This is a genomic window from Streptomyces melanosporofaciens (assembly GCF_900105695.1).
GTDB lineage: Bacteria > Actinomycetota > Actinomycetes > Streptomycetales > Streptomycetaceae > Streptomyces > Streptomyces antimycoticus.
In genome coordinates this window covers 2,029,391-2,047,037 of record NZ_FNST01000002.1, presented here as the reverse complement: position 1 = coordinate 2,047,037, position 17,647 = coordinate 2,029,391, and the positions used below count along the sequence as shown (strand labels likewise).

Below are 17,647 nucleotides of genomic sequence, written 5' to 3'. Positions count from 1 at the left end.
TCCGGCGCCGCCCCTCGTAGATCAGCAGGGGAGCCCGATGTGACGACCAGAGCCTTACCGTGGACACCGCCGCCCGCCGTGGATGTCCAGGCGTTACCCGCAGGCAAGTGGTGGGATGCCGTACGGGCCGCGCCGACCGTCGGGGAACGCGCCTTAAAGCTCCTCGGCGACGAGAACGGCGCCGTCATCCAGGACAAGTACGGCACCCTGTACTGGCTCGTCGCGGTGGGCTCCGCCACGAGCTGGCATCTGCGGCAGGTGCGGGTCCTGACCGAGCTGGCGGACGAGTGCAGCTACCTCGGTGTGCCGCCCAACTCCTGGACCACACCGCCCGGTACCCACTGGCGCGTGCCGCTCTCGGTCGACCACTACCTGACCGACGCCTGGAAGCTGTGGGGAGCGCTGGCCGAGGCCGACCGCGTCGAACTCGGCCCGGTCCCACAGGGGCGCCAGACCTGCTATCGCTGCGAGCTGCCCACCGAAGAGCCCGTCATCGTGGACGTCCAGCACGGCGGCAGCGGACCCGGCCGCACGGTGTACGCCTGCCCGACCCACGCCCTGGCCCACCGGCGCGACCCGGTCGCCGAGGCCGCCGCCATGCGCCGCGCCCGCGAACGGGGGCACACCCGGTGACGGAGGACGAGCGCACCGAGCGGGAGCGGATAGCGGAACTGCGGACCCCGGGCCGGAAGTGGGTCTTCGGCCAGCTCCAGGGCTGGAACTGCGCCCTGTGCGCGGCACGCCTCTACGCGGACCGGCCGATCTGCACGGTGGAGGTGGACTACGGCAGCGTCACCGAGACGTACCGGCTGTACGTCTGTGCCCCCTCGTGCGAGACGGCCCGCGCCGCTCGGCGCCCCGCCCCGCCGGACGGCGACCACCCGTTGATCCGCGCGCCCCGCCGGCGGACCGGGGCATAGACGGCTTCGTACGGAGGAGACCCGCCCCGCACGGAGTGCATTGCTCAGCCGCGCGGCGGGGCCGTCGAGGCGCGAGCCATCAGTTCGGCGCGGACCATCGCCACCCCGCCCGGCGGCTGCGGCTCGCGGCCCAGGGCGAGGCGCCCGGCCCGGGCGCCCGCCTCGTGCAGCGGCAGCCGCATCGTGGTGAGGGCGGGGACCGCGTCCGCGCTGAAGGGAAGGTCGTCGAAGCCCGCGACCGAGACGTCCTCGGGGATCCGCAGGCCCTGGTCGCGCAGGGCCGCGCAGACGCCGAGCGCGATGGTGTCGTTGGCGGCGACTATGGCCGTCAACCCCCGGTCCCGGCGCAGCAGTTCGAGGGTCGCGTCATAGCCGGAGGCGCGGTCGTACAGGCCGTGCACGGTGAGCCGCTCCATGTCGGCGTCGAGACTGTTCACTCGCGCGGCGCCGAGCGCCGCCCGGTGGCCCTCCAGCCGGTGGCGGGTCGTGGTGCGCTCGGCGGGGCCCGCGACATAGCCGATGCGGCGGTGGCCGAGGGTCAGCAGGTGTTCGGTGAGGCGGCGGGCGCCGCCGCGGTTGTCGAAGGTGAGGGTGGTCGCGTCCGCGATCGGCGGGCGGCCGCACAGCACCACCCGGGTGCCGGACGCGGCCAGCCGGGACGCCTTGGTGGCCACGGCGGCGGCGTGGTCGGGGTGCTCGACCGCGCCGCCGGTGAGCACGACGGCGGCGGCGCGCTGCCGCTGCAGCAGGGTGAGGTAGTTCAGCTCGCGCTCGGGCGAACCGCCGGTGTTGCAGATGACCGCGAGCTTCTCGGCGCCGCGGCCCGGTTCGCCCGCCGGTGCGCCCATCTCGGCCTGTACGGCGCCCGCCATGATGCCGAAGAAGGGGTCCGCGATGTCGTTGACGAGTACCCCGACCAGATCGGAGGTGGCGGCGGCGAGAGCGCTTGCCGGGCCGTTGACCACGTATTCCAGCTCATCGACCGCGCGCAGCACCCGGGTCCGGGTCGACTCCGCGACGGGGTAGTTGCCACTCAGGACGCGCGACACGGTGGCCGCCGAGACCCGAGCCCGTGCCGCCACATCGGCCAGGGTCACTGCCATGTTTCCTCCGTTGGATGGTCACCCGATGGTCACCTTCTGGGACACCGCGCGCACTGGTTGGCGCCCCCATGCTCTCACTCCATGAGCGGCGCGATTCTGCCGTCCAGGGTCTTGTCCTGTCATCCGGACCATGCCTAGGGTCCTCTGCAGCAAGCGCTTACCCCCGGCGAGGAGCCTCAGCCCATGGCCGCAGCAGCCACCGCCCGTATCCGTGCCGCAGTGGTCGGCACCGGAGGAATCGTCACCGGCAGCCATCTGCCCGCACTACGTGATCACGTCGACCGTGTGGACCTCGTGGCCGCCGTAGACGTGGCCGCCGACCGACTCGACGCCTTCCGCGCCACGGCGGCCGAAGGCGGCACCTTCGCCGTCACCGGCTACTCCGACGTGGCGGCCATGCTGGAGGCCGAACGCCCCGATCTGGTGCTCATCGGCACCCCGCCCTCCCTGCACCGCGAGCAGACGGTGGCCGCGCTGAAGGCCGGCGCCTGGGTGCTGTGCGAGAAGCCGCTGTGCCTCACGCTCGCGGAGTACGACGAGATAGCCGCGGCCGAGCGGGAGGCGGGCGGCCCGTACGCCTCGGTGGTCTTCCAGCACCGCTACGGCTCGGGCGCCGTCCACGCCCGCGAGCTGCTGGCCGAGGGCGCCCTGGGGCAGCCGCTGGTGGCCCACTGCCAGACCACCTGGCACCGCGACACCGCCTATTACGCGGTGCCGTGGCGCGGCCGCTGGGAGACCGAGGGCGGCGGCCCCTCGATGGGCCACGGCATCCACCAGATGGATCTGCTGCTCCATCTCCTCGGCGACTGGACCGAGATCCGCGGCATGGCCGGACGGCTGGTCCACGAGGTGGAGAGCGAGGACGTGTCCACCGCGCTGGTGCGGTTCGCGAACGGCGCCATGGCCACCGTCGTCAACAGCGTGCTCTCGCCCGACGAGGTCAGCCGGATCCGTATCGACTGCGCGGACGCCACCGTCGAGCTGACCCATCTCTACGGCCACCGCAACGACGACTGGGTCTACACCCCCGCCCCGCACCTCCGCGACGAGCCCGCCCGGCAGCGGCGCTGGCGCACCCCGGCCGCCGATCTGCCCAGCTCGCACGGGGCCCAGCTGACCGGGCTGCTGGACGCGATACGCGACGGCGTAAGGCCGCCCGGCAGCGGCCAGGACGCCCGCCGCACCCTCGAGTTCATCGCCGCGCTCTACAAGGCGGCCTTCACCGGGCAGCCCGTGCGCGCGGGCGAGATCGTGCCCGGGGACCCGTATTACGACGCCATGCACGGCAACCACCCCGCTTGGGCGCCGAAGGCAGCGACCGCCACCACCAAGGAGAGCTGAGGCCGCCATGACCCAGCACATCACCGTCACCCACACCCACGGGACACGGATCTCGGTCGCCTCCGGCGGCGTCGAGCTGATGGCCTACGTCTACCGGCCCGACCCGGAAGCCTTCGAGGCCCGTAAGCCCTACGCCCACCCGCTGCGCACCCTCGCCGGGAACCCGGTCTCCGGCTACCGGCCCAGCGACCACCGCTGGCACAAGGGCCTGCAGATGACCTCCAGCCATCTGTCCGGCCAGAACTTCTGGGGCGGCAACTCCTACCTCGGCCCCGAGCAGGGCTACCAGCATGTCGAGGAGCGCGTGGGCTCGATGCGCCACGACGGCTTCGAGGAGTTCGTGGTCGCGGACGACCGGCTGCGCTTCGTGGAGAACCTCACCTGGGTCGCCAACCCTTCTGTACAACACAGCGGCGGCCAGGAGTGGGCGCGCGAGGTGCGCACCATCGAACTCCACTCGGTGGAACCGGAGGAGGGCACCTGGGCCCTGGACTGGTCCATCCGCCTCACCAACATCCGCGGCGAGGCCCTGCACTTCGGCTCCCCTACCACCGCCGGCCGGGAGATGGCCGGATACACCGGGCTCAACTGGCGCGGCCCGCGCGACTTCACCGGCGGCGACGTGATCGGCCCGGACGGGCGCGGCGGCGAGGGCGAGAAGGGCGCCTCGGACCTGATGGGCACCCCGGCCGCCGAGGCCCCCTGGGTCGCCTTCACCGGTGAGCACGACGGCGTGGACGGGCACTCCACGCTGCTGTTCGCGCACGCGCCGGAAAACCTCGACAACACCGAATCCATCCACGCCTCCCACTGGTTCGTGCGCTCCGAGCCGATCCCCTCGGTCGCCCCCTCCTGGGCGTTCTTCGAGGAGTTCGAGCTTCCCCCGGGGGAGTCCTTCGGCTACCGCTACCGGGTGGTGGTCGCCGACGGCGCCTGGGACCGGGCGCGCGCCGAGGGCTACCTCGAGAACCACGGGTGGTGAGCCGGATGAGCGAGATGTTCGCCCCGCTGCCGGGTGGTGTGGGGATGTCCCACATCAGCGCGTACGAGTGGGAGGCCGCCGACGGGGTGTGCGGCGGCAGCCCCCATCTCCATCTGGCCTGCACCGAGGCGTATGTGGTCACCGCCGGGCGCGGCGCCGTGCAGACCCTGACCGTCCAGGACGGCTTCACCGAGACACCGCTGGAGCCGGGTGCGGTGGTGTGGTTCACCCCCGGCACCGTGCACCGGATGGTGCAGGGCGGCGGCCTCAAGGTGACCGTGCTGATGCAGAACAGCGGGCTGCCGGAGGCCGGGGACGCCGTCTTCACCTTCCCGCCCGAGGTGCTGGCCGACCCCGAGCGGTACGCGGCGGCCGCCGCGCTGCCCGCCAAGGAGGGGCCGGAGGCCGACGCGGCCGCCCGGCGCCGCCGGGACCTGGCGATCGAGGGCTATCTGACGCTGCGGGCCGCCGCCGAGAGCGGCGACGAGGGACCGCTGCGCGCCTTCCACGAGGCGGCGGTGCGGATCGCCGCGCCCAAGGTGAAGGAGTGGGAGCCGCGCTGGCGGGACGGGGCGCTCGCCGCCGCGCGGCGCACCGGTGAGCAGCTCACCGCGCTCGCCGCGGGCGACCCCTCGCATCTGGCCGAGGCGCGGGTCACCGCGACCGGGCCCAGCCGCCGGGGCGGCTACGGCATGTGCGGCCGCCGGGACGAGTACGAACTGCCGGGTGTCACGCTCCCGTACTACGGCGAATAGTCGCCGTAGAGCACCACCACCCACGCTCATACGCTCAACGGAATTCAGGAGGGAGGTCGGCTCCGGTATGCGCGGAAACAGGACAAGGGCGTCCTGCGCCCTGGCTCTCGTGCTCACGCTCGCAGGGACCCTCACGGGCTGCGGCGGCGATGGCGGCGGCGGCTCGGGCGGCAAGGTCAGCCTGCGGTTCACCTGGTGGGGAAACCCCGACCGGGCCGCCCGCACCGAAGAGGCCGTGGGGCTCTTCGAGAAGCGCCACCCCGACATCGACATCAGCACGTCCTTCGCGGGCTTCGACACCTACAAGGCGAAGCTGGCCACGCAGGCGGCGGGCGGCGACGCCCCCGATGTGATGCAGCTCGACTACCGGCAGATCAACCAGTACGCCACCTCCGGCATCCTGCTGGACCTCGGCAAACACCCCGAGCTGCGCACCTCGGAGATCGACAAGGGGCTGCTGGCCACCGGGGTGGTGGACGGCAAGCAGTACGCGCTCCCGGTGGCCCGCGGCACCGAGACGATGGCGTACGACGCCACGCTGTGGCGCAAGGCGGGCGTCCCCGAACCCACCCTGACCTGGACCTGGAACGACTGGGCCGACGCGATGCGCAAGCTGGCGGCGTCCCCGGCGACCAAGGGGCGGGTCGGCTCCACCGACCCGGGCCAGAGCGAGGACGTCTTCGAGATCTGGCTGCGCGGCCAGGGCAAGTCCCTCTACACCAAGGACGAGAAGCTCGGCTTCACCGCCGACGATCTGACCCGCTACTGGGAGTGGTGCACGGGGCTCCGCAAGGAGGGGGCGGTCTCGTCCGCCGAGCAGACCACCCAGATGGACGGCACGGTGGAGAACACCCCGCTGGGCCGGCTGAAGTCCGTCGCCGACTTCAACTGGGACGCCCCCGTCAGCGGCTATGCGGCCATCGTCGGCGAGGGGCTGAAGATGGCACCGTTCCCGGTCGGCGAGGACGGCACCCCCGGGCAGTACTTCAAACCGTCGATGTTCTTCGGCGCCTCGGCCAAGACCGGACACCCCAAGCAGGCGGCCCAGTTCATCGACTTCCTGCTCAACGACAAGGAGGCGGGCGCCATCCTCGGCGCCTCCCGCGGCATCCCGGCCAACGACGCCATCCGGCAGGGCGTGCTGCCCAAGCTGGAGGGCTTCGACCAGGTCATCTCCACGTACCAGAAGCAGTTCGAGGGCAGGCTGAAGGACCCGCCGCCCGCGCCGCCCAAGGGTGACACCTCCCTGCAGTCCACCTTCTCGCGCGACTACGACCAGGTCAGCTACGAGCGCATGTCGCCACGCGAGGCGGCGGAGAACTACATCACCGAGGCGAAGGCGGAGCTGAGGCAATGACCGCGACCGCGACCCGCCCCCAGGACGCCGCGCCCCCCGCCACCGGCGGCAAGCGGGCGCCCAAGCGCGAGCGGCAGGGGGCCGCCTGGGTGTTCCTGTCCCCATGGGTGCTCGGCGCCGCCGTGCTGACCCTGCTGCCCATGGCCGTGTCCCTGTACCTGTCGTTCACCGACTACGACATGTTCGACGCGCCCCAGTGGATCGGCTTCCGCAACTACACGCAGATGTTCACCGAGGACCCCCGCTACTGGCGGTCGGTCATCACGACCCTGACGTATGTCGTGATCGCGGTGCCGCTGCAGCTCGCCATGGCGCTCGCCGTCGCCATCGCGCTGAAGTCGGTCAAGCGCGGCAAGGGTTTCTACCGCTCGGCGTTCTACGCGCCCTCGCTGCTCGGCGCGTCGATGTCCATCGCCCTGGTCTGGCGGGCGATCTTCAACGACGGCGGCTCGGTGGACAACCTGCTCTCCGGCATGGGCATCGACATCGGCGGCTGGATCAACAAGCCGGGCTGGGCCATCCTGTCGGTCGCGCTGCTGACCATCTGGCAGTTCGGCGCCCCCATGGTGATCTTCCTGGCCGGGCTCCAGCAGATACCCGTGGAGCTGTACGAGGCGGCGGCGGTCGACGGGGCCTCCTGGTGGCGGCAGTTCCGCTCCATCACCATCCCGATGCTCTCCCCGGTGCTCTTCTTCAACCTGGTGCTCCAGATGATCCAGGCGTTCCAGGTCTTCACCCCCGCCTTCGCGGTCAGCGCGGGCAAGGGCGGACCCGCCGACTCCACGCTGGTCTACACGCTCTACCTCTACGACCGCGGCTTCACCGCCTCCCATATGGGCTACGCCTCCGCCATGGCCTGGGCGCTGCTGCTGGCCATCGGGGTCGTCACCGCGGTGCTCTTCCGCACCTCCCGGGCCTGGGTCTTCTACGCCAACGACAACAACGAGGGGGGCCGATGACCACCGCCCCGATCTCCACCGCCCCGGCCGGCCCGGCGGCGCGGCGGCGGCCCGCGGGCCGGATCGCGCTGCACGCCTGCCTGATCGCCGTGCTGCTGGTGATGCTCTATCCGCTGGCCTGGCTGCTGGCGACCTCGTTCAAGCCCGCCGACGAGGTCATCGCCAGCCTCAAGCTGCTGCCCAGCCACTTCGAATGGAGCAACTACTCCACCGCCCTGGACGGGGTGAACGAGGTCAGCGTCGGACGGCTGCTGTGGAACTCGCTGCTCATCGCGTGCGGTGCGGTGCTCGGCAACGTCATCAGCTGCTCGCTCGCCGCGTACGCCTTCGCGCGGCTGCGGTTCAGGATGCGCGGTCCGCTCTTCGCGTTCATGATCGCGACGATCATGCTGCCGCACCACGCCATCCTCATTCCGCAGTACATCATCTTCAACCAGCTCGGCATGGTGAACACCTACTGGCCGATGATCCTGCCGAAGTTCCTGGCCACCGACGCCTTCTTCGTCTTCCTCATCGTGCAGTTCATGCGCGGACTGCCGCGTGAGCTGGAGGAGGCGGCGCGGATCGACGGGTGCGGGCCCTTCCGCTCGTTCTTCAGCGTCATCCTGCCGCTGACCCGGCCCGCGCTGATCACCACCGCGATCTTCACCTTCATCTGGACCTGGAACGACTTCTTCACCCAGCTCATCTATCTCTTCGAGCCGGAGAAGTTCACCCTGACCCTGGCCCTGCGGTCCTTCGTGGACGCCTCCAGCCAGTCGGCCTTCGGCCCGATGTTCGCGATGTCGGTGTTCGCGCTGCTGCCCATCGTGCTCTTCTTCCTCGCCTTCCAGCGGTTCCTGGTCGAGGGCATGGCCAGCTCCGGACTGAAGGGGTGACCGGCCATGGACACCGCCACCAAACGTGAACCCGGCGAGCTGTTCGGCCCGCGCTTCGCCCTCTTCGCCGACGTCCTGGCGGTGGGCCTGGCCACGGCCGCCGCCTCGCTGCCGCTGATCAGCGCCCCCGCCGCCATGTCCACGGCCTGCGCCGTCCTGGACCGGCGGGTGCGCCAGGACGCGCCCACCACGGCGGGCGGCTACCTCCGCGCGCTGCGGAGGCGGCTGCGCACCGGCGATCTGCTGGCCGGGGCGGGGCTGCTGGTCGGTGGCGTCCTGCTGCTGTTCAACGCGCTCGCGGCAGGCGCGGGGCTGCCGGGCGCGGTGGTCTTCCGGCCCGCGCTGCTCGCCGTGGCCGGACTGCTCGCCGTCGTCTATCTGCGGGCCTGCGCCCGCCCCGAGTCGGCGACGAACTGGCGGGCCGCGCTGCGCTCGGCGGCGTACGCCAGTGTGCGCGGGCCCCGCGCGAGCGCCGTGCTGCTGCTGGCCGTCGCCACCGCCGCCGTCTGCGCCTGGGCCTATCCGCCGCTGCTCTTCCTCGTCCCCGGCCCCCTCGCGATCGCCGCCAGAGCCACGGAGCACCATCTATGAGAGCCACGGAGCACCACCGATGACACCCCTGCCCCGCCGTCACTTCCTCGCCGGGACCGCCGTCGCCGGCGCGCTGCCGGCCATCGGCGCTCCGGGTGCCGCCTCGGCCGCGGGCCGGGTCGACAAGCCGTTCCTGGCCCTGCTCACCGAGGCGGCCGACGCCCGGGTGGCCGAGGTCGTGGACGGGCTCGACGCGGTCCTCGACCAGCTCGACAACCTCGGCCAGGCCCGCCCCGCCGCCCGCAGCCTGCGGCTGCTCGCCTCCGTCCATGTGTGGGGCGACGCCGCCCACCACCACGACGGCGCGCTGCTCGCGCCGATGACCCGGCTCGTGGACGCGCTGGCCGCCGCCCAGTTCGACGACGGGCTCTACGACCAGGGCGCGGTCCACTCGCCCCCGGACACCGCCTTCTCGATCGTCGATCTGGGCTTGGTGTACGGCCTGCTGGACGCGGACGGCCACATCGGCACCCGGGCGATTTGCGCCGGCTTGAAGACGATCCTGCTCAAGGCGGGCAGGGGCCTGTCCACCGGCGGGGTGCACACGCCCAACCACCGCTGGAAGGTGTGCGCCGCGCTGGCCCGGATCAACTCCTTCTGGCCCGACGCCCGCTTCACCCGCCGTATCGACGCCTGGCTGGCCGAGGGCATCGACCAGTACGACAGCGGCCAGTACAGCGAGCGCAGCGCCACCTACGCGCCCATCGTCACCAACCCGTCGCTGCTGACCCTCGCCCGGCTCACCGAGCGCCCGCGGCTGTACGACCATGTGCGCCGGAACCTGGAAGCCACTATGCACCTCATGGAGCCGAACGGCGAGGTGGAGACGGTGCATTCGCGCCGTCAGGACCAGAAGACCCTCAAGCATCTGTCCGAGTACTGGCTGCAGTTCCGGGCGCTGGCGCCGCGGGAGCGGGACGGGCGGTTCGCGGCCGTCGCCGCCACCATCCAGCGGCGCGGGGCCGACCAGACCTTCGACGAGACCCCGCTCGGGGACTTCCTGGCCGAGGTGCTGGACCATCCGGAGCTGGCCGCGCCGCTGCCCAAGGCCACCGGGGTGCCGGGGGAGTTCACCTTCCACGACCGGGACTGCGGGCTGGTGCGGATCGCGAAGGGGGACACCCGGACCACCGTCTTCGGTGGCACCGACTTCCCCGACGTCCACGCGATCTCCTCGGGCCTGTCCACCAACCCGACGTTCTTCAAGTGGCGCAAGGGCGCGGCCATCCTGGACTCGCTCCGGCTGTCCCCGCAGTTCTTCTCGCTCGGCCACTTCCGGGCCGAGGACGTGGAACGCACGGCGGACGGCTGGCGGCTGTGGGCCGAGGTGCGGGCCGGATACCATCTGCCGCTGCCGCCCCAGCACCGCCGCCCCGACGGGCGGTATCCGCTGACGGACGACGGCCGGTTCTGGTCCGCGATGGACTTTCCGCACCGCCCCAAGGAGTGGCGCACCCTGCGCACCGAGGTGCGGATCGCGGAGGCCGACGGCGGCTGGAACCTGGACGTCGAGATCGGTGAGTCCGAGGTCCCGTTCGCCCTCGAACTGTGCTTCCGCGGCGGCGGGAAGCTGACCGGGGTCGACCCCGTGCCCGGCCAGAAGGACACGTATCAGCTGGTCAAGGGGTACGGGACCTATACGGCGGACGATGACGTGATCACCTTCGGACCGGGCAACGGCAGCGGCCCCCGCCAGCCCGCCGTCGTGGACTCCGGCGAGCGCTACAGCTGGATGGCCGGCGATCTGACCCCGGCGGGACAGCGGGTCCTGATCACCGGGCGTTCGCCCCTGCGCTACCGGCTGACGCTGCGCTGAAGCGCTGACCGTCCCGCGTTCGCCCCCGTGTTCGCTCTGTACAGGGGCGGGGCGGGGCGGTTAGCGTTCATATTTAGAAAGCGCTTACTGTTACTCGCGGTGAGGAGAAGAACCCACGTGACACGCAAGACAGTGCGGATCGCCATGAACGGTGTGACCGGCCGGATGGGCTACCGCCAGCACCTCGTCCGCTCTCTCCTCCCCATCCGCGAACAGGGCGGCCTGGACCTCGGCGACGGCACCGTGCTGTGGCCCGAGCCGCTGCTCGTCGGCCGCCGGGAGCACGTGCTCAAGGAGATGGCCGAGCGCCACGGCCTCGACCCGGTCGCGGACGTCTCGACCGACCTGGACGCCGTGCTCGCGGACGACCGCGTCGACATCTACTTCGACGCCCAGGTCACCGCCGCCCGCGAGGAGGCCATCAAGAAGGCCGTCGCGGCGGGCAAGCACATCTACACCGAGAAGCCGACCGCCACCGGTCTGGAAGGCGCCCTGGAGCTGGCCCGGCTCGCCGAGGCGGCGGGCGTCAAGCACGGGGTCGTCCAGGACAAGATCTTCCTGCCGGGGCTGCTGAAGCTCAAGCGCCTCATCGACGGCGGCTTCTTCGGCAGAATCCTTTCCGTGCGCGGGGAGTTCGGCTACTGGGTCTTCGAGGGCGACTGGCAGAGCGCCCAGCGGCCCTCCTGGAACTACCGGTCCGAGGACGGCGGCGGCATCGTCGTCGACATGTTCCCGCACTGGGAGTACGTGCTGCACGAGCTGTTCGGCGCCGTGCGCACCGTCCAGGCGCAGGCCACCACCCACATCCCGACCCGCTGGGACGAGCAGGGCAAGCCGTACGAGGCCACCGCCGACGACGCGGCCTACGGCGTCTTCCAGCTCGAGGGCGGCGCCATCGCCCAGATCAACTCCTCCTGGGCGGTCCGGGTCAACCGCGACGAGCTGGTCGAGTTCCAGGTCGACGGCACCGAGGGCTCGGCCGTCGCGGGGCTGCGCAAGTGCCGCGCCCAGCACCGCTCGGCCACCCCCAAGCCGGTATGGAACCCCGATCTGCCCGCCACCGAGTCCTTCCGCGAGCAGTGGCAGGAGGTGCCGGACAACGAGGAGTTCGACAACGGCTTCAAGGCGCAGTGGGAGCTCTTCCTGCGCCATGTCGCGCTCGACGAGCCCTGGCGCTGGGACCTGCTGGCCGGGGCGCGCGGTGTCCAGCTCGCCGAGCTGGGCCTGAAGTCGTCGGCCGAGGGCCGCCGGCTCGACGTACCGGAGCTGAGCCTGTGACCGTCCACCTCCCCGCGCCGGGCGGCACGACCCGCCCCTACGAACCCCGCACCGAGCCGCTGTCGCTCACCCCCGGGTCCCCCTTCACCTCCCGCGTCGTCTTCTCGGCCGCCCATGTGGTGGCCGACCCGTACGCCGATGTGACCCCCGACAGCCTGGCCGCCGTCGACTGGGACGCCACCCTGGCCTTCCGCCGCCACCTGTGGTCGCACGGGCTGGGCGTGGCCGAGGCCATGGACACCGCCCAGCGCGGCATGGGCCTGGACTGGGCGGGCGCCGCCGAGCTGATCCGCCGCTCGGCGGCCGAGGCGAAGGCGGTCGGCGGCCGGATCGCCTGCGGCGTCGGCACCGACCAGCTCTCCGCCACCGAGATCGGCTACCCCTACGGCGTGTCCGAGGTCCGGGCCGCCTACGAGGAACAGCTCGCCGTCTGCGAGGAGTCCGGCGCCCGGGCCGTCCTGATGGCCTCGCGCGCCCTGTGCGCGGTGGCCAAGGGCCCCGAGGACTATCTCGAGGTCTACGGCCATCTGCTGCGCCAGTCGGCCGAACCGGTGATCCTGCACTGGCTGGGCCCGATGTTCGACCCGGCCCTGGAGGGCTACTGGGGCAGCACCGACCTGGACGCCGCCACCCGTACCTTCCTCGACGTGATCGCCGCCCACCCCGACAAGGTCGACGGCATCAAGGTCTCCCTGCTGGACGCCCAGCGCGAGATCGACCTGCGGCGCAAACTGCCGGACGGGGTGCGCTGCTACACGGGCGACGACTTCCACTACCCCGAGCTGATCGAGGGCGACGACCGGGGCTTCAGCCACGCGCTGCTCGGCATCTTCGACCCGCTGGGCCCGCTGGCGGCCGAGGCCGTGCGCAGACTGGACACCGGCGACGCCACCGCCTTCCGGGCCCTGCTGGACCCGACGGTGGAGCTCTCCCGTCACCTCTTCCAGGCCCCGACCCGCTACTACAAGACGGGCGTGGTGCTGCTGGCCTGGCTGGCGGGCCACCAGTCGCACTTCACGATGGTCGGCGGCCTGCAGTCGGCCCGTTCGCTGCCGCATCTGGCGCGGGCGTACGAACTGGCGGACGGTCTCGGCCTGTTCCCGGACCCGGCGCTGGCGGAATCCCGGATGAAGGACCTGCTGTCCGTGTACGGAGTCGCCCGATGAGCGCTGTGTCCCGGCTGAGCCTCAACCAGGAAACGATCAAGCAGTGGTCGCTGCCCGAGCTGGCGGAGGGCTGCGTCAAGGCGGGCGTCACGGGCGTGGGCCTGTGGCGCGAGCCGGTCCAGAAGTACGGCGTGGCGGCCGCCGCCGAGCTGGTGCGGAACGCGGGCCTGACCGTCACCAGCCTGTGCCGGGGCGGCTTCTTCACCGCGATCGAGCCCGAGGCGCGCGCCGCGGCACTCGCCGACAACCGTAAGGCCATCGACGAGGCCGCGACCCTGGGCACCGACACCCTGGTCCTGGTCTCCGGCGGCCTCCCGCCCGGCAGCCGCGACCTCTTCGCCGCCCGCGAGCGCATCGCCGACGCGCTGGGCGAGCTCGCCCCGTACGCCGCGGACCACGGCGTCCGCCTGGCCATCGAGCCCCTGCACCCCATGTTCGCCTCCGACCGCTGTGTGGTCTCCACCCTCGCCCAGGCCCTCGACCTGGCCGAGCGCTTCCCGGCGGACCAGGTGGGCGTGATCGTGGACACCTACCACCTGTGGTGGGACGACACCGTGGCGGACCAGATCGCCCGCGCGGGCGCGGGCGGCCGCATCGCCGCCTTCCAGCTCGCCGACTGGATCACGCCCCTCCCGGAGGGCGTCCTCCTGGGCCGGGGCCAACTCGGCGACGGCTCGGTCGACTTCCGCTGGTTCCGCGAACAGGTCGACGCCACGGGCTACACCGGCCCGATCGAGGTGGAGATCTTCAACCCGGACCTCTGGGCCCGGGACGGCGCGGAGGTCCTGGCCGAGGTCGCGGACCGGTATCGGGCGCTGGTGCTGTAACGACTGGATCCAAGAACACCAGGGCCCCTCCTGCCGGGAGGGGCCCCCTCGTGCACTGGTTACGCGCCTCACTCACGCAGGCAGCCGCCACGAGAGGCCGTGAGGCGTCTCGTACCAGAGGCGATGCCCTTCGTCCGAGACCGTGAGGCCGAAGCGATCCCACTCTCATCCAGCAGGCCGCCGACATCCACCGCACGGGCATGGCGGAGTCGGACTCCCAGGCGCACATGGCCGGAAGCGAGATCCTGGTAGGTCTGGTGGACGAGCTGGTCGCTGTGTGGGACGGGCAGCCGGCTCGCGGGTACGGCGGCACGGCCGATGTCGTGGCCTACGCCGAGCGCACCGGTGTCCGGTCTCGGGTGATCTGGCCGGAGGGTGCTACCCGGGACTGACCGGGAGCGCGGCTGGCGGGGGCGTACGAGGCGGGCCGGTGTCAGCCCTGGGCGGCGGCGGAGGTCGAGGTCGGGGGTCCGGGCGGTGAGGTGGGGGAGGGCCGGGTCGGAGTCCCCGTGGTGGACGAGGGGGTCGAGGTGGCCGGGGGCGAGGGGCGGGGGTCGCGGGCGGGTGGGGCCGGACGGTTGCCCTCCGGGGAGCCGGACAGCAGCAGGAAGGCCACGGCCGCCGCCGCTGCCGCCGCCACGGCGACGGCGGACGCGACCCGCCGGATCCGCCGGGTGCCCCAGGCCGGGCCGGTGGGCGGCCGGTACGGGGACAGCTCATGGGCGTCGATGAGCCGCGCACGGGCGTCGAGCGCGGCGCGCAACCGGTCCTCGACGGGTGGGGGAGTGCTCATCGGGCCGCCTCCAGCAGCTTTTCCAGAGTGACGAGCGCACGGCTCGCGGTCGACTTCACGGTGCCTCGGGAGACGCCCAGGGTTTCGGCTATCTGGGCCTCGGTCAGCTCCGACCAGTAGCGCAGCACCAGCACCTCGCGCTGGCGCGCGGTGAGTCGGGCCAGCGCGTCGAGGACCTGCCGGTGTTCCTCGGCGAGCAGCAGCGGCTCGTCCACGGGCGCTCCCGGCCCCTGGTACGGCGGGGTGTAGGCGCGCGCCGTACGCCGTCGGCGCAGCACCGAGCGGGCGGCGTTGACCACGGCGGTGTGCAGATAGGCGTGCGCGTCCTGGAGGCTGTCCAGCCGTGAGCCGTGTCGGCGGCAGACGGCGGCGAAGGCGTCCTGGACGACGTCCTCGGCGGTGTGCAGGTCGTCCACCAGGAAGACCGCCAGCCGGATCATGTCCAGCCGCCGGGCCTGGTACAGATCGGCCAGCGTGGGGCCGGGCTCCCCGTCGCCCCGGCCGTCCACCGGCCTCAGCGCCCGCAGCCGCCGCCCGGCGCGCCCCGTCTCCACCGGCGGCGTCGAGGCGGTCGTCCGGGCGCGGCGGAGCAGCCGGGTCCACCAGGGCAGGACAAGAGTGAGCTGCATCGTCCTCGTTCACCTCATCGGCGGGGCGGGGCCGGCTCCGGAACCGGCCCCGCCCCATCCGTGGTTGCGGCTAGCGACCGGCCTTGGTGGGGGCGGGCTCGGTGGGCGCGGGCTTGGTGGGCTCGGGCGCGCTGGTGGGCGGCTCGGTGGGCGCGGGCTTGGTGGGCTCGGGCGCGCTGGTGGGCGGCTCGGTGGGCGCGGGCTTGGTGGGCTCGGGCGCGCTGGTGGGCGGCTCGGTCGGCGCGGGCTTGGTGGGCTCCGGTGCGCTGGTGGAGGGCGGGGTGGGCGCCGGCTTGGTGGGCTCGGGCTTGCTGGTGGGCGGCTTGGTGGGCGCGGGCTTCGAGGTTGCCGCCGGGGCCGGCTCGGCCGGGCCGGAGCGGTCGCCGGTGGCCGCCTGGGCGGCGATGCCCCCGCCCACGATCAGGGCGATACCGGCGGCCGACCCCAGAATCCAGGGGCGCAGACGGCGGTTGGGCTTCTTGGCGCGGTCGTGCTGCATACGGAACGACTCCCGAAAGGATTGAGCGAACGCTGATGGGGAGGCGCGTACCGAGGGCGCGAAGGACCCGTTCCGGAACCCGCCTTCACCCCACCAGACGTGCGGCCCCACCCGAGGTTGTCGCGCCCCGGAAAAAATTCCGCGACCGCGCTCCGGGTGCCGACGCTCCCCCTCCCGGAGCCGATCGCCCCGTGCCCTGAGCCGACGTCCGGCCCTGCCCTGATCTGACGTCACGTAACGGATCGATAACTACCGGAAACCGTGCAACCGTTCCCGCCCCTGGTGGGTCGTACCTGGCATCGGGCTTCCTGGGGAGGATCCGGGGGGATTGAGAGGAAGCCCCGTGGAGGGGGAAACGAGGGGCTCGGCCAAGGCCGGGCCCCTCGAAACGTCTCGCACCGCGCCCCGGGGACGACCGCGCGTCGCACCCGTCAGAAGGGCACCCCGCACCGCAGCAGCACATTCGCGTACGGCCGCGCCTCCCCCGTACGCACCACCAGCCTCGCCCGTGCCGTCATCGTCTTGAGCTCCTCGTGCGGGACCAGATCCAGCGCGGGAGCCGGGAAGAGGCGGTCGAGCAGGGCGGTCGCCCCGGGGTTGTGGTCGCGTACCTCCCGCGCCGCCGTGGCCGCTTCGACCACCAGCTCGTCCAGCAGCCCGGTGAGCACCCGCTCGAACGACGGCACCCCGGCCGTGAAGGCGAGGTCCACCACGAACGGCCCGTCCGGTATCGGAAGGCCCGCGTCACACACCATCACCGTGTCGGTGTGGCCCAACAGGGCGATGCCCGCGCTCAGATGGCGGTTGAGGATCCCGGATCGCTTCACAGCGCCGCCACCTCCTCGGTGCTCGGGAAGGACGCCTGCGCCCCGGCCCGTGTCACCGCGGCCGCGCCCACGCGCACCGCGAACCGCACCGCGGTCGGCAGGTCGTCGCCGACGCCGAGGCGCCAGGCGAGCGCGCCGGTGAAGGCGTCCCCGGCGCCCGTGGTGTCCACGGCCGTCACCGCGGGGCTGGGCACGAGCACCGTACGGTCGCCGTCGGCGACCAGCGCGCCCTCGGCGCCCAGGGTCACCACGACCGAGCGCGGACCGCGCGACAGCAGGGCGTCGGCCCACTCCTCGGGGTCGTCCGAGGACCCCACCGGGGCGTCGCTCAGCAGGAACCGCGCCTCGTGCTCGTTCACCACCAGCGGATCACAGGCGGCCAGCACATCGGTGGGCAGCGGCGCGGTCGGCGAGGGGTTGAGCACCACCCGCGGCCCGGGGCGGCCACCGAAGCCCGCGCCCGCCGCGCGGACCACCTCGGCGACCGTCTCCAGGGGGATCTCCAACTGCAGCGAGACCACCCGCGCCGCGGCCAGCAGGCTCGCCGCGGCCCGGACGTCCTCGGGGGTCAGCCGGGCGTTGGCCCCCTGGGAGACCACGATGCTGTTGTCACCCGAGGGGTCCACCGTGATCAGCGCGACCCCGGTGGGCGCGCCGCCGACGAGGACGCCGACGGTGTCGACCCCGGCCTTCGCTTGCGAATCCAGCAGCAGTCGGCCGTAGTCGTCGTCGCCGACCCGGGCCAGCAGCGCCGTCCGGGCCCCCAGCCGGGCGGCGGCGACGGCCTGGTTGGCCCCCTTGCCGCCCGGGTGGACCGCGAGGTCGGACCCGAGGACGGTCTCGCCGGCCCCGGGGCGGCGGTCGACTCCGATCACCAGATCGGCGTTGGCCGACCCCACGACCAGCAGGTCGTAGTCGTGCATCCG

Annotated in this window: 19 protein-coding genes and 1 pseudogene; 14 read left to right on the top strand and 6 right to left on the bottom strand. The window is 72.5% G+C overall.

Going from position 1 to position 17,647, the window contains the following annotated elements; genetic code table 11:
- Window positions 1-39: 39 nt before the first annotated feature.
- Window positions 40-633, top strand: coding sequence for a hypothetical protein (locus BLV72_RS11220; protein WP_093461957.1), 594 nt, complete (start codon window positions 40-42; stop codon window positions 631-633).
- On the top strand, window positions 630-920 hold the full coding sequence (locus BLV72_RS48730; RefSeq protein WP_208905608.1) for a hypothetical protein: 291 nt from the start codon (window positions 630-632) through the stop codon (window positions 918-920). The genes BLV72_RS11220 and BLV72_RS48730 overlap by 4 nt, the downstream gene beginning before the upstream one ends.
- Before the next feature lie 44 nt (window positions 921-964).
- Here BLV72_RS48730 and BLV72_RS11210 read toward each other — a convergent pair whose 3' ends face one another.
- Window positions 965-2,023 (bottom strand): LacI family DNA-binding transcriptional regulator, encoded by a 1,059-nt coding sequence (locus BLV72_RS11210; RefSeq protein ID WP_093461955.1) that lies wholly within the window; start codon window positions 2,021-2,023, stop codon window positions 965-967.
- Between the two features lie 183 nt (window positions 2,024-2,206).
- Here BLV72_RS11210 and BLV72_RS11205 point away from each other — a divergent pair, with 183 nt between their 5' ends.
- The 12 genes and pseudogenes from BLV72_RS11205 to BLV72_RS11150 form a co-directional block, all read left to right on the top strand.
- A complete protein-coding gene (locus tag BLV72_RS11205; protein WP_093461954.1) occupies window positions 2,207-3,364 on the top strand; it encodes a Gfo/Idh/MocA family protein in 1,158 nt (385 codons plus the stop codon).
- A gap of 7 nt (window positions 3,365-3,371) precedes the next feature.
- On the top strand, window positions 3,372-4,346 hold the full coding sequence (locus BLV72_RS11200; protein ID WP_093461952.1) for a DUF6807 domain-containing protein: 975 nt from the start codon (window positions 3,372-3,374) through the stop codon (window positions 4,344-4,346).
- Between the two features lie 5 nt (window positions 4,347-4,351).
- Entirely contained in the window at window positions 4,352-5,101 is a 750-nt protein-coding gene (locus BLV72_RS11195) for a cupin domain-containing protein (protein WP_093470296.1), read from the top strand.
- Window positions 5,102-5,168: 67 nt separating this feature from the next.
- A complete protein-coding gene (locus tag BLV72_RS11190; RefSeq protein ID WP_093461951.1) occupies window positions 5,169-6,458 on the top strand; it encodes an ABC transporter substrate-binding protein in 1,290 nt (429 codons plus the stop codon).
- Complete coding sequence (locus BLV72_RS11185; RefSeq protein ID WP_093461949.1) at window positions 6,455-7,417, top strand: carbohydrate ABC transporter permease; 963 nt, start codon at window positions 6,455-6,457, stop codon at window positions 7,415-7,417. The genes BLV72_RS11190 and BLV72_RS11185 overlap by 4 nt, the downstream gene beginning before the upstream one ends.
- Window positions 7,414-8,295 carry a carbohydrate ABC transporter permease gene (locus tag BLV72_RS11180; protein WP_093461948.1) on the top strand — a complete coding sequence of 294 codons (882 nt, stop codon included), beginning with the start codon at window positions 7,414-7,416 and terminating at the stop codon, window positions 8,293-8,295. Before BLV72_RS11185 ends, BLV72_RS11180 begins: the two co-directional genes overlap by 4 nt.
- 6 nt (window positions 8,296-8,301) lie before the next feature.
- Window positions 8,302-8,886 (top strand): hypothetical protein, encoded by a 585-nt coding sequence (locus BLV72_RS11175; protein ID WP_093461946.1) that lies wholly within the window; start codon window positions 8,302-8,304, stop codon window positions 8,884-8,886.
- A 19-nt stretch (window positions 8,887-8,905) separates the two neighbouring features.
- Complete coding sequence (locus tag BLV72_RS11170) at window positions 8,906-10,702, top strand: hypothetical protein (RefSeq protein ID WP_093461945.1); 1,797 nt, start codon at window positions 8,906-8,908, stop codon at window positions 10,700-10,702.
- A gap of 117 nt (window positions 10,703-10,819) precedes the next feature.
- Entirely contained in the window at window positions 10,820-11,980 is a 1,161-nt protein-coding gene (locus BLV72_RS11165) for a Gfo/Idh/MocA family protein (RefSeq protein WP_093461943.1), read from the top strand.
- Window positions 11,977-13,146 carry a dihydrodipicolinate synthase family protein gene (locus BLV72_RS11160; RefSeq protein ID WP_093461942.1) on the top strand — a complete coding sequence of 390 codons (1,170 nt, stop codon included), beginning with the start codon at window positions 11,977-11,979 and terminating at the stop codon, window positions 13,144-13,146. Before BLV72_RS11165 ends, BLV72_RS11160 begins: the two co-directional genes overlap by 4 nt.
- The gene (locus tag BLV72_RS11155; protein WP_093461940.1) at window positions 13,143-13,973 is read left to right on the top strand and encodes a sugar phosphate isomerase/epimerase family protein; all 831 of its coding nucleotides are present in this window, start codon (window positions 13,143-13,145) and stop codon (window positions 13,971-13,973) included. The genes BLV72_RS11160 and BLV72_RS11155 overlap by 4 nt, the downstream gene beginning before the upstream one ends.
- Window positions 13,974-14,149: 176 nt before the next feature.
- Window positions 14,150-14,365, top strand: a pseudogene (locus BLV72_RS11150) (hypothetical protein); the annotation flags it as partial.
- 41 nt (window positions 14,366-14,406) lie between these two features.
- On the opposite strand, the gene BLV72_RS11145 reads toward BLV72_RS11150, so the two are convergent.
- The 5 genes from BLV72_RS11145 to rbsK form a co-directional block, all read right to left on the bottom strand.
- A complete protein-coding gene (locus BLV72_RS11145) occupies window positions 14,407-14,766 on the bottom strand; it encodes a hypothetical protein (protein ID WP_093461939.1) in 360 nt (119 codons plus the stop codon).
- A complete protein-coding gene (locus BLV72_RS11140) occupies window positions 14,763-15,395 on the bottom strand; it encodes a SigE family RNA polymerase sigma factor (RefSeq protein WP_093461938.1) in 633 nt (210 codons plus the stop codon). The genes BLV72_RS11145 and BLV72_RS11140 overlap by 4 nt, the downstream gene beginning before the upstream one ends.
- Window positions 15,396-15,465: 70 nt before the next feature.
- The gene (locus tag BLV72_RS48725; protein WP_093461936.1) at window positions 15,466-15,894 is read right to left on the bottom strand and encodes a hypothetical protein; all 429 of its coding nucleotides are present in this window, start codon (window positions 15,892-15,894) and stop codon (window positions 15,466-15,468) included.
- 431 nt (window positions 15,895-16,325) lie between these two features.
- Window positions 16,326-16,721 carry a D-ribose pyranase gene (rbsD, locus tag BLV72_RS11130; RefSeq protein ID WP_093461935.1) on the bottom strand — a complete coding sequence of 132 codons (396 nt, stop codon included), beginning with the start codon at window positions 16,719-16,721 and terminating at the stop codon, window positions 16,326-16,328.
- A complete protein-coding gene (gene rbsK / locus BLV72_RS11125) occupies window positions 16,718-17,644 on the bottom strand; it encodes a ribokinase (RefSeq protein ID WP_093461934.1) in 927 nt (308 codons plus the stop codon). The genes rbsD and rbsK overlap by 4 nt, the downstream gene beginning before the upstream one ends.
- Window positions 17,645-17,647 lie beyond the last annotated feature (3 nt).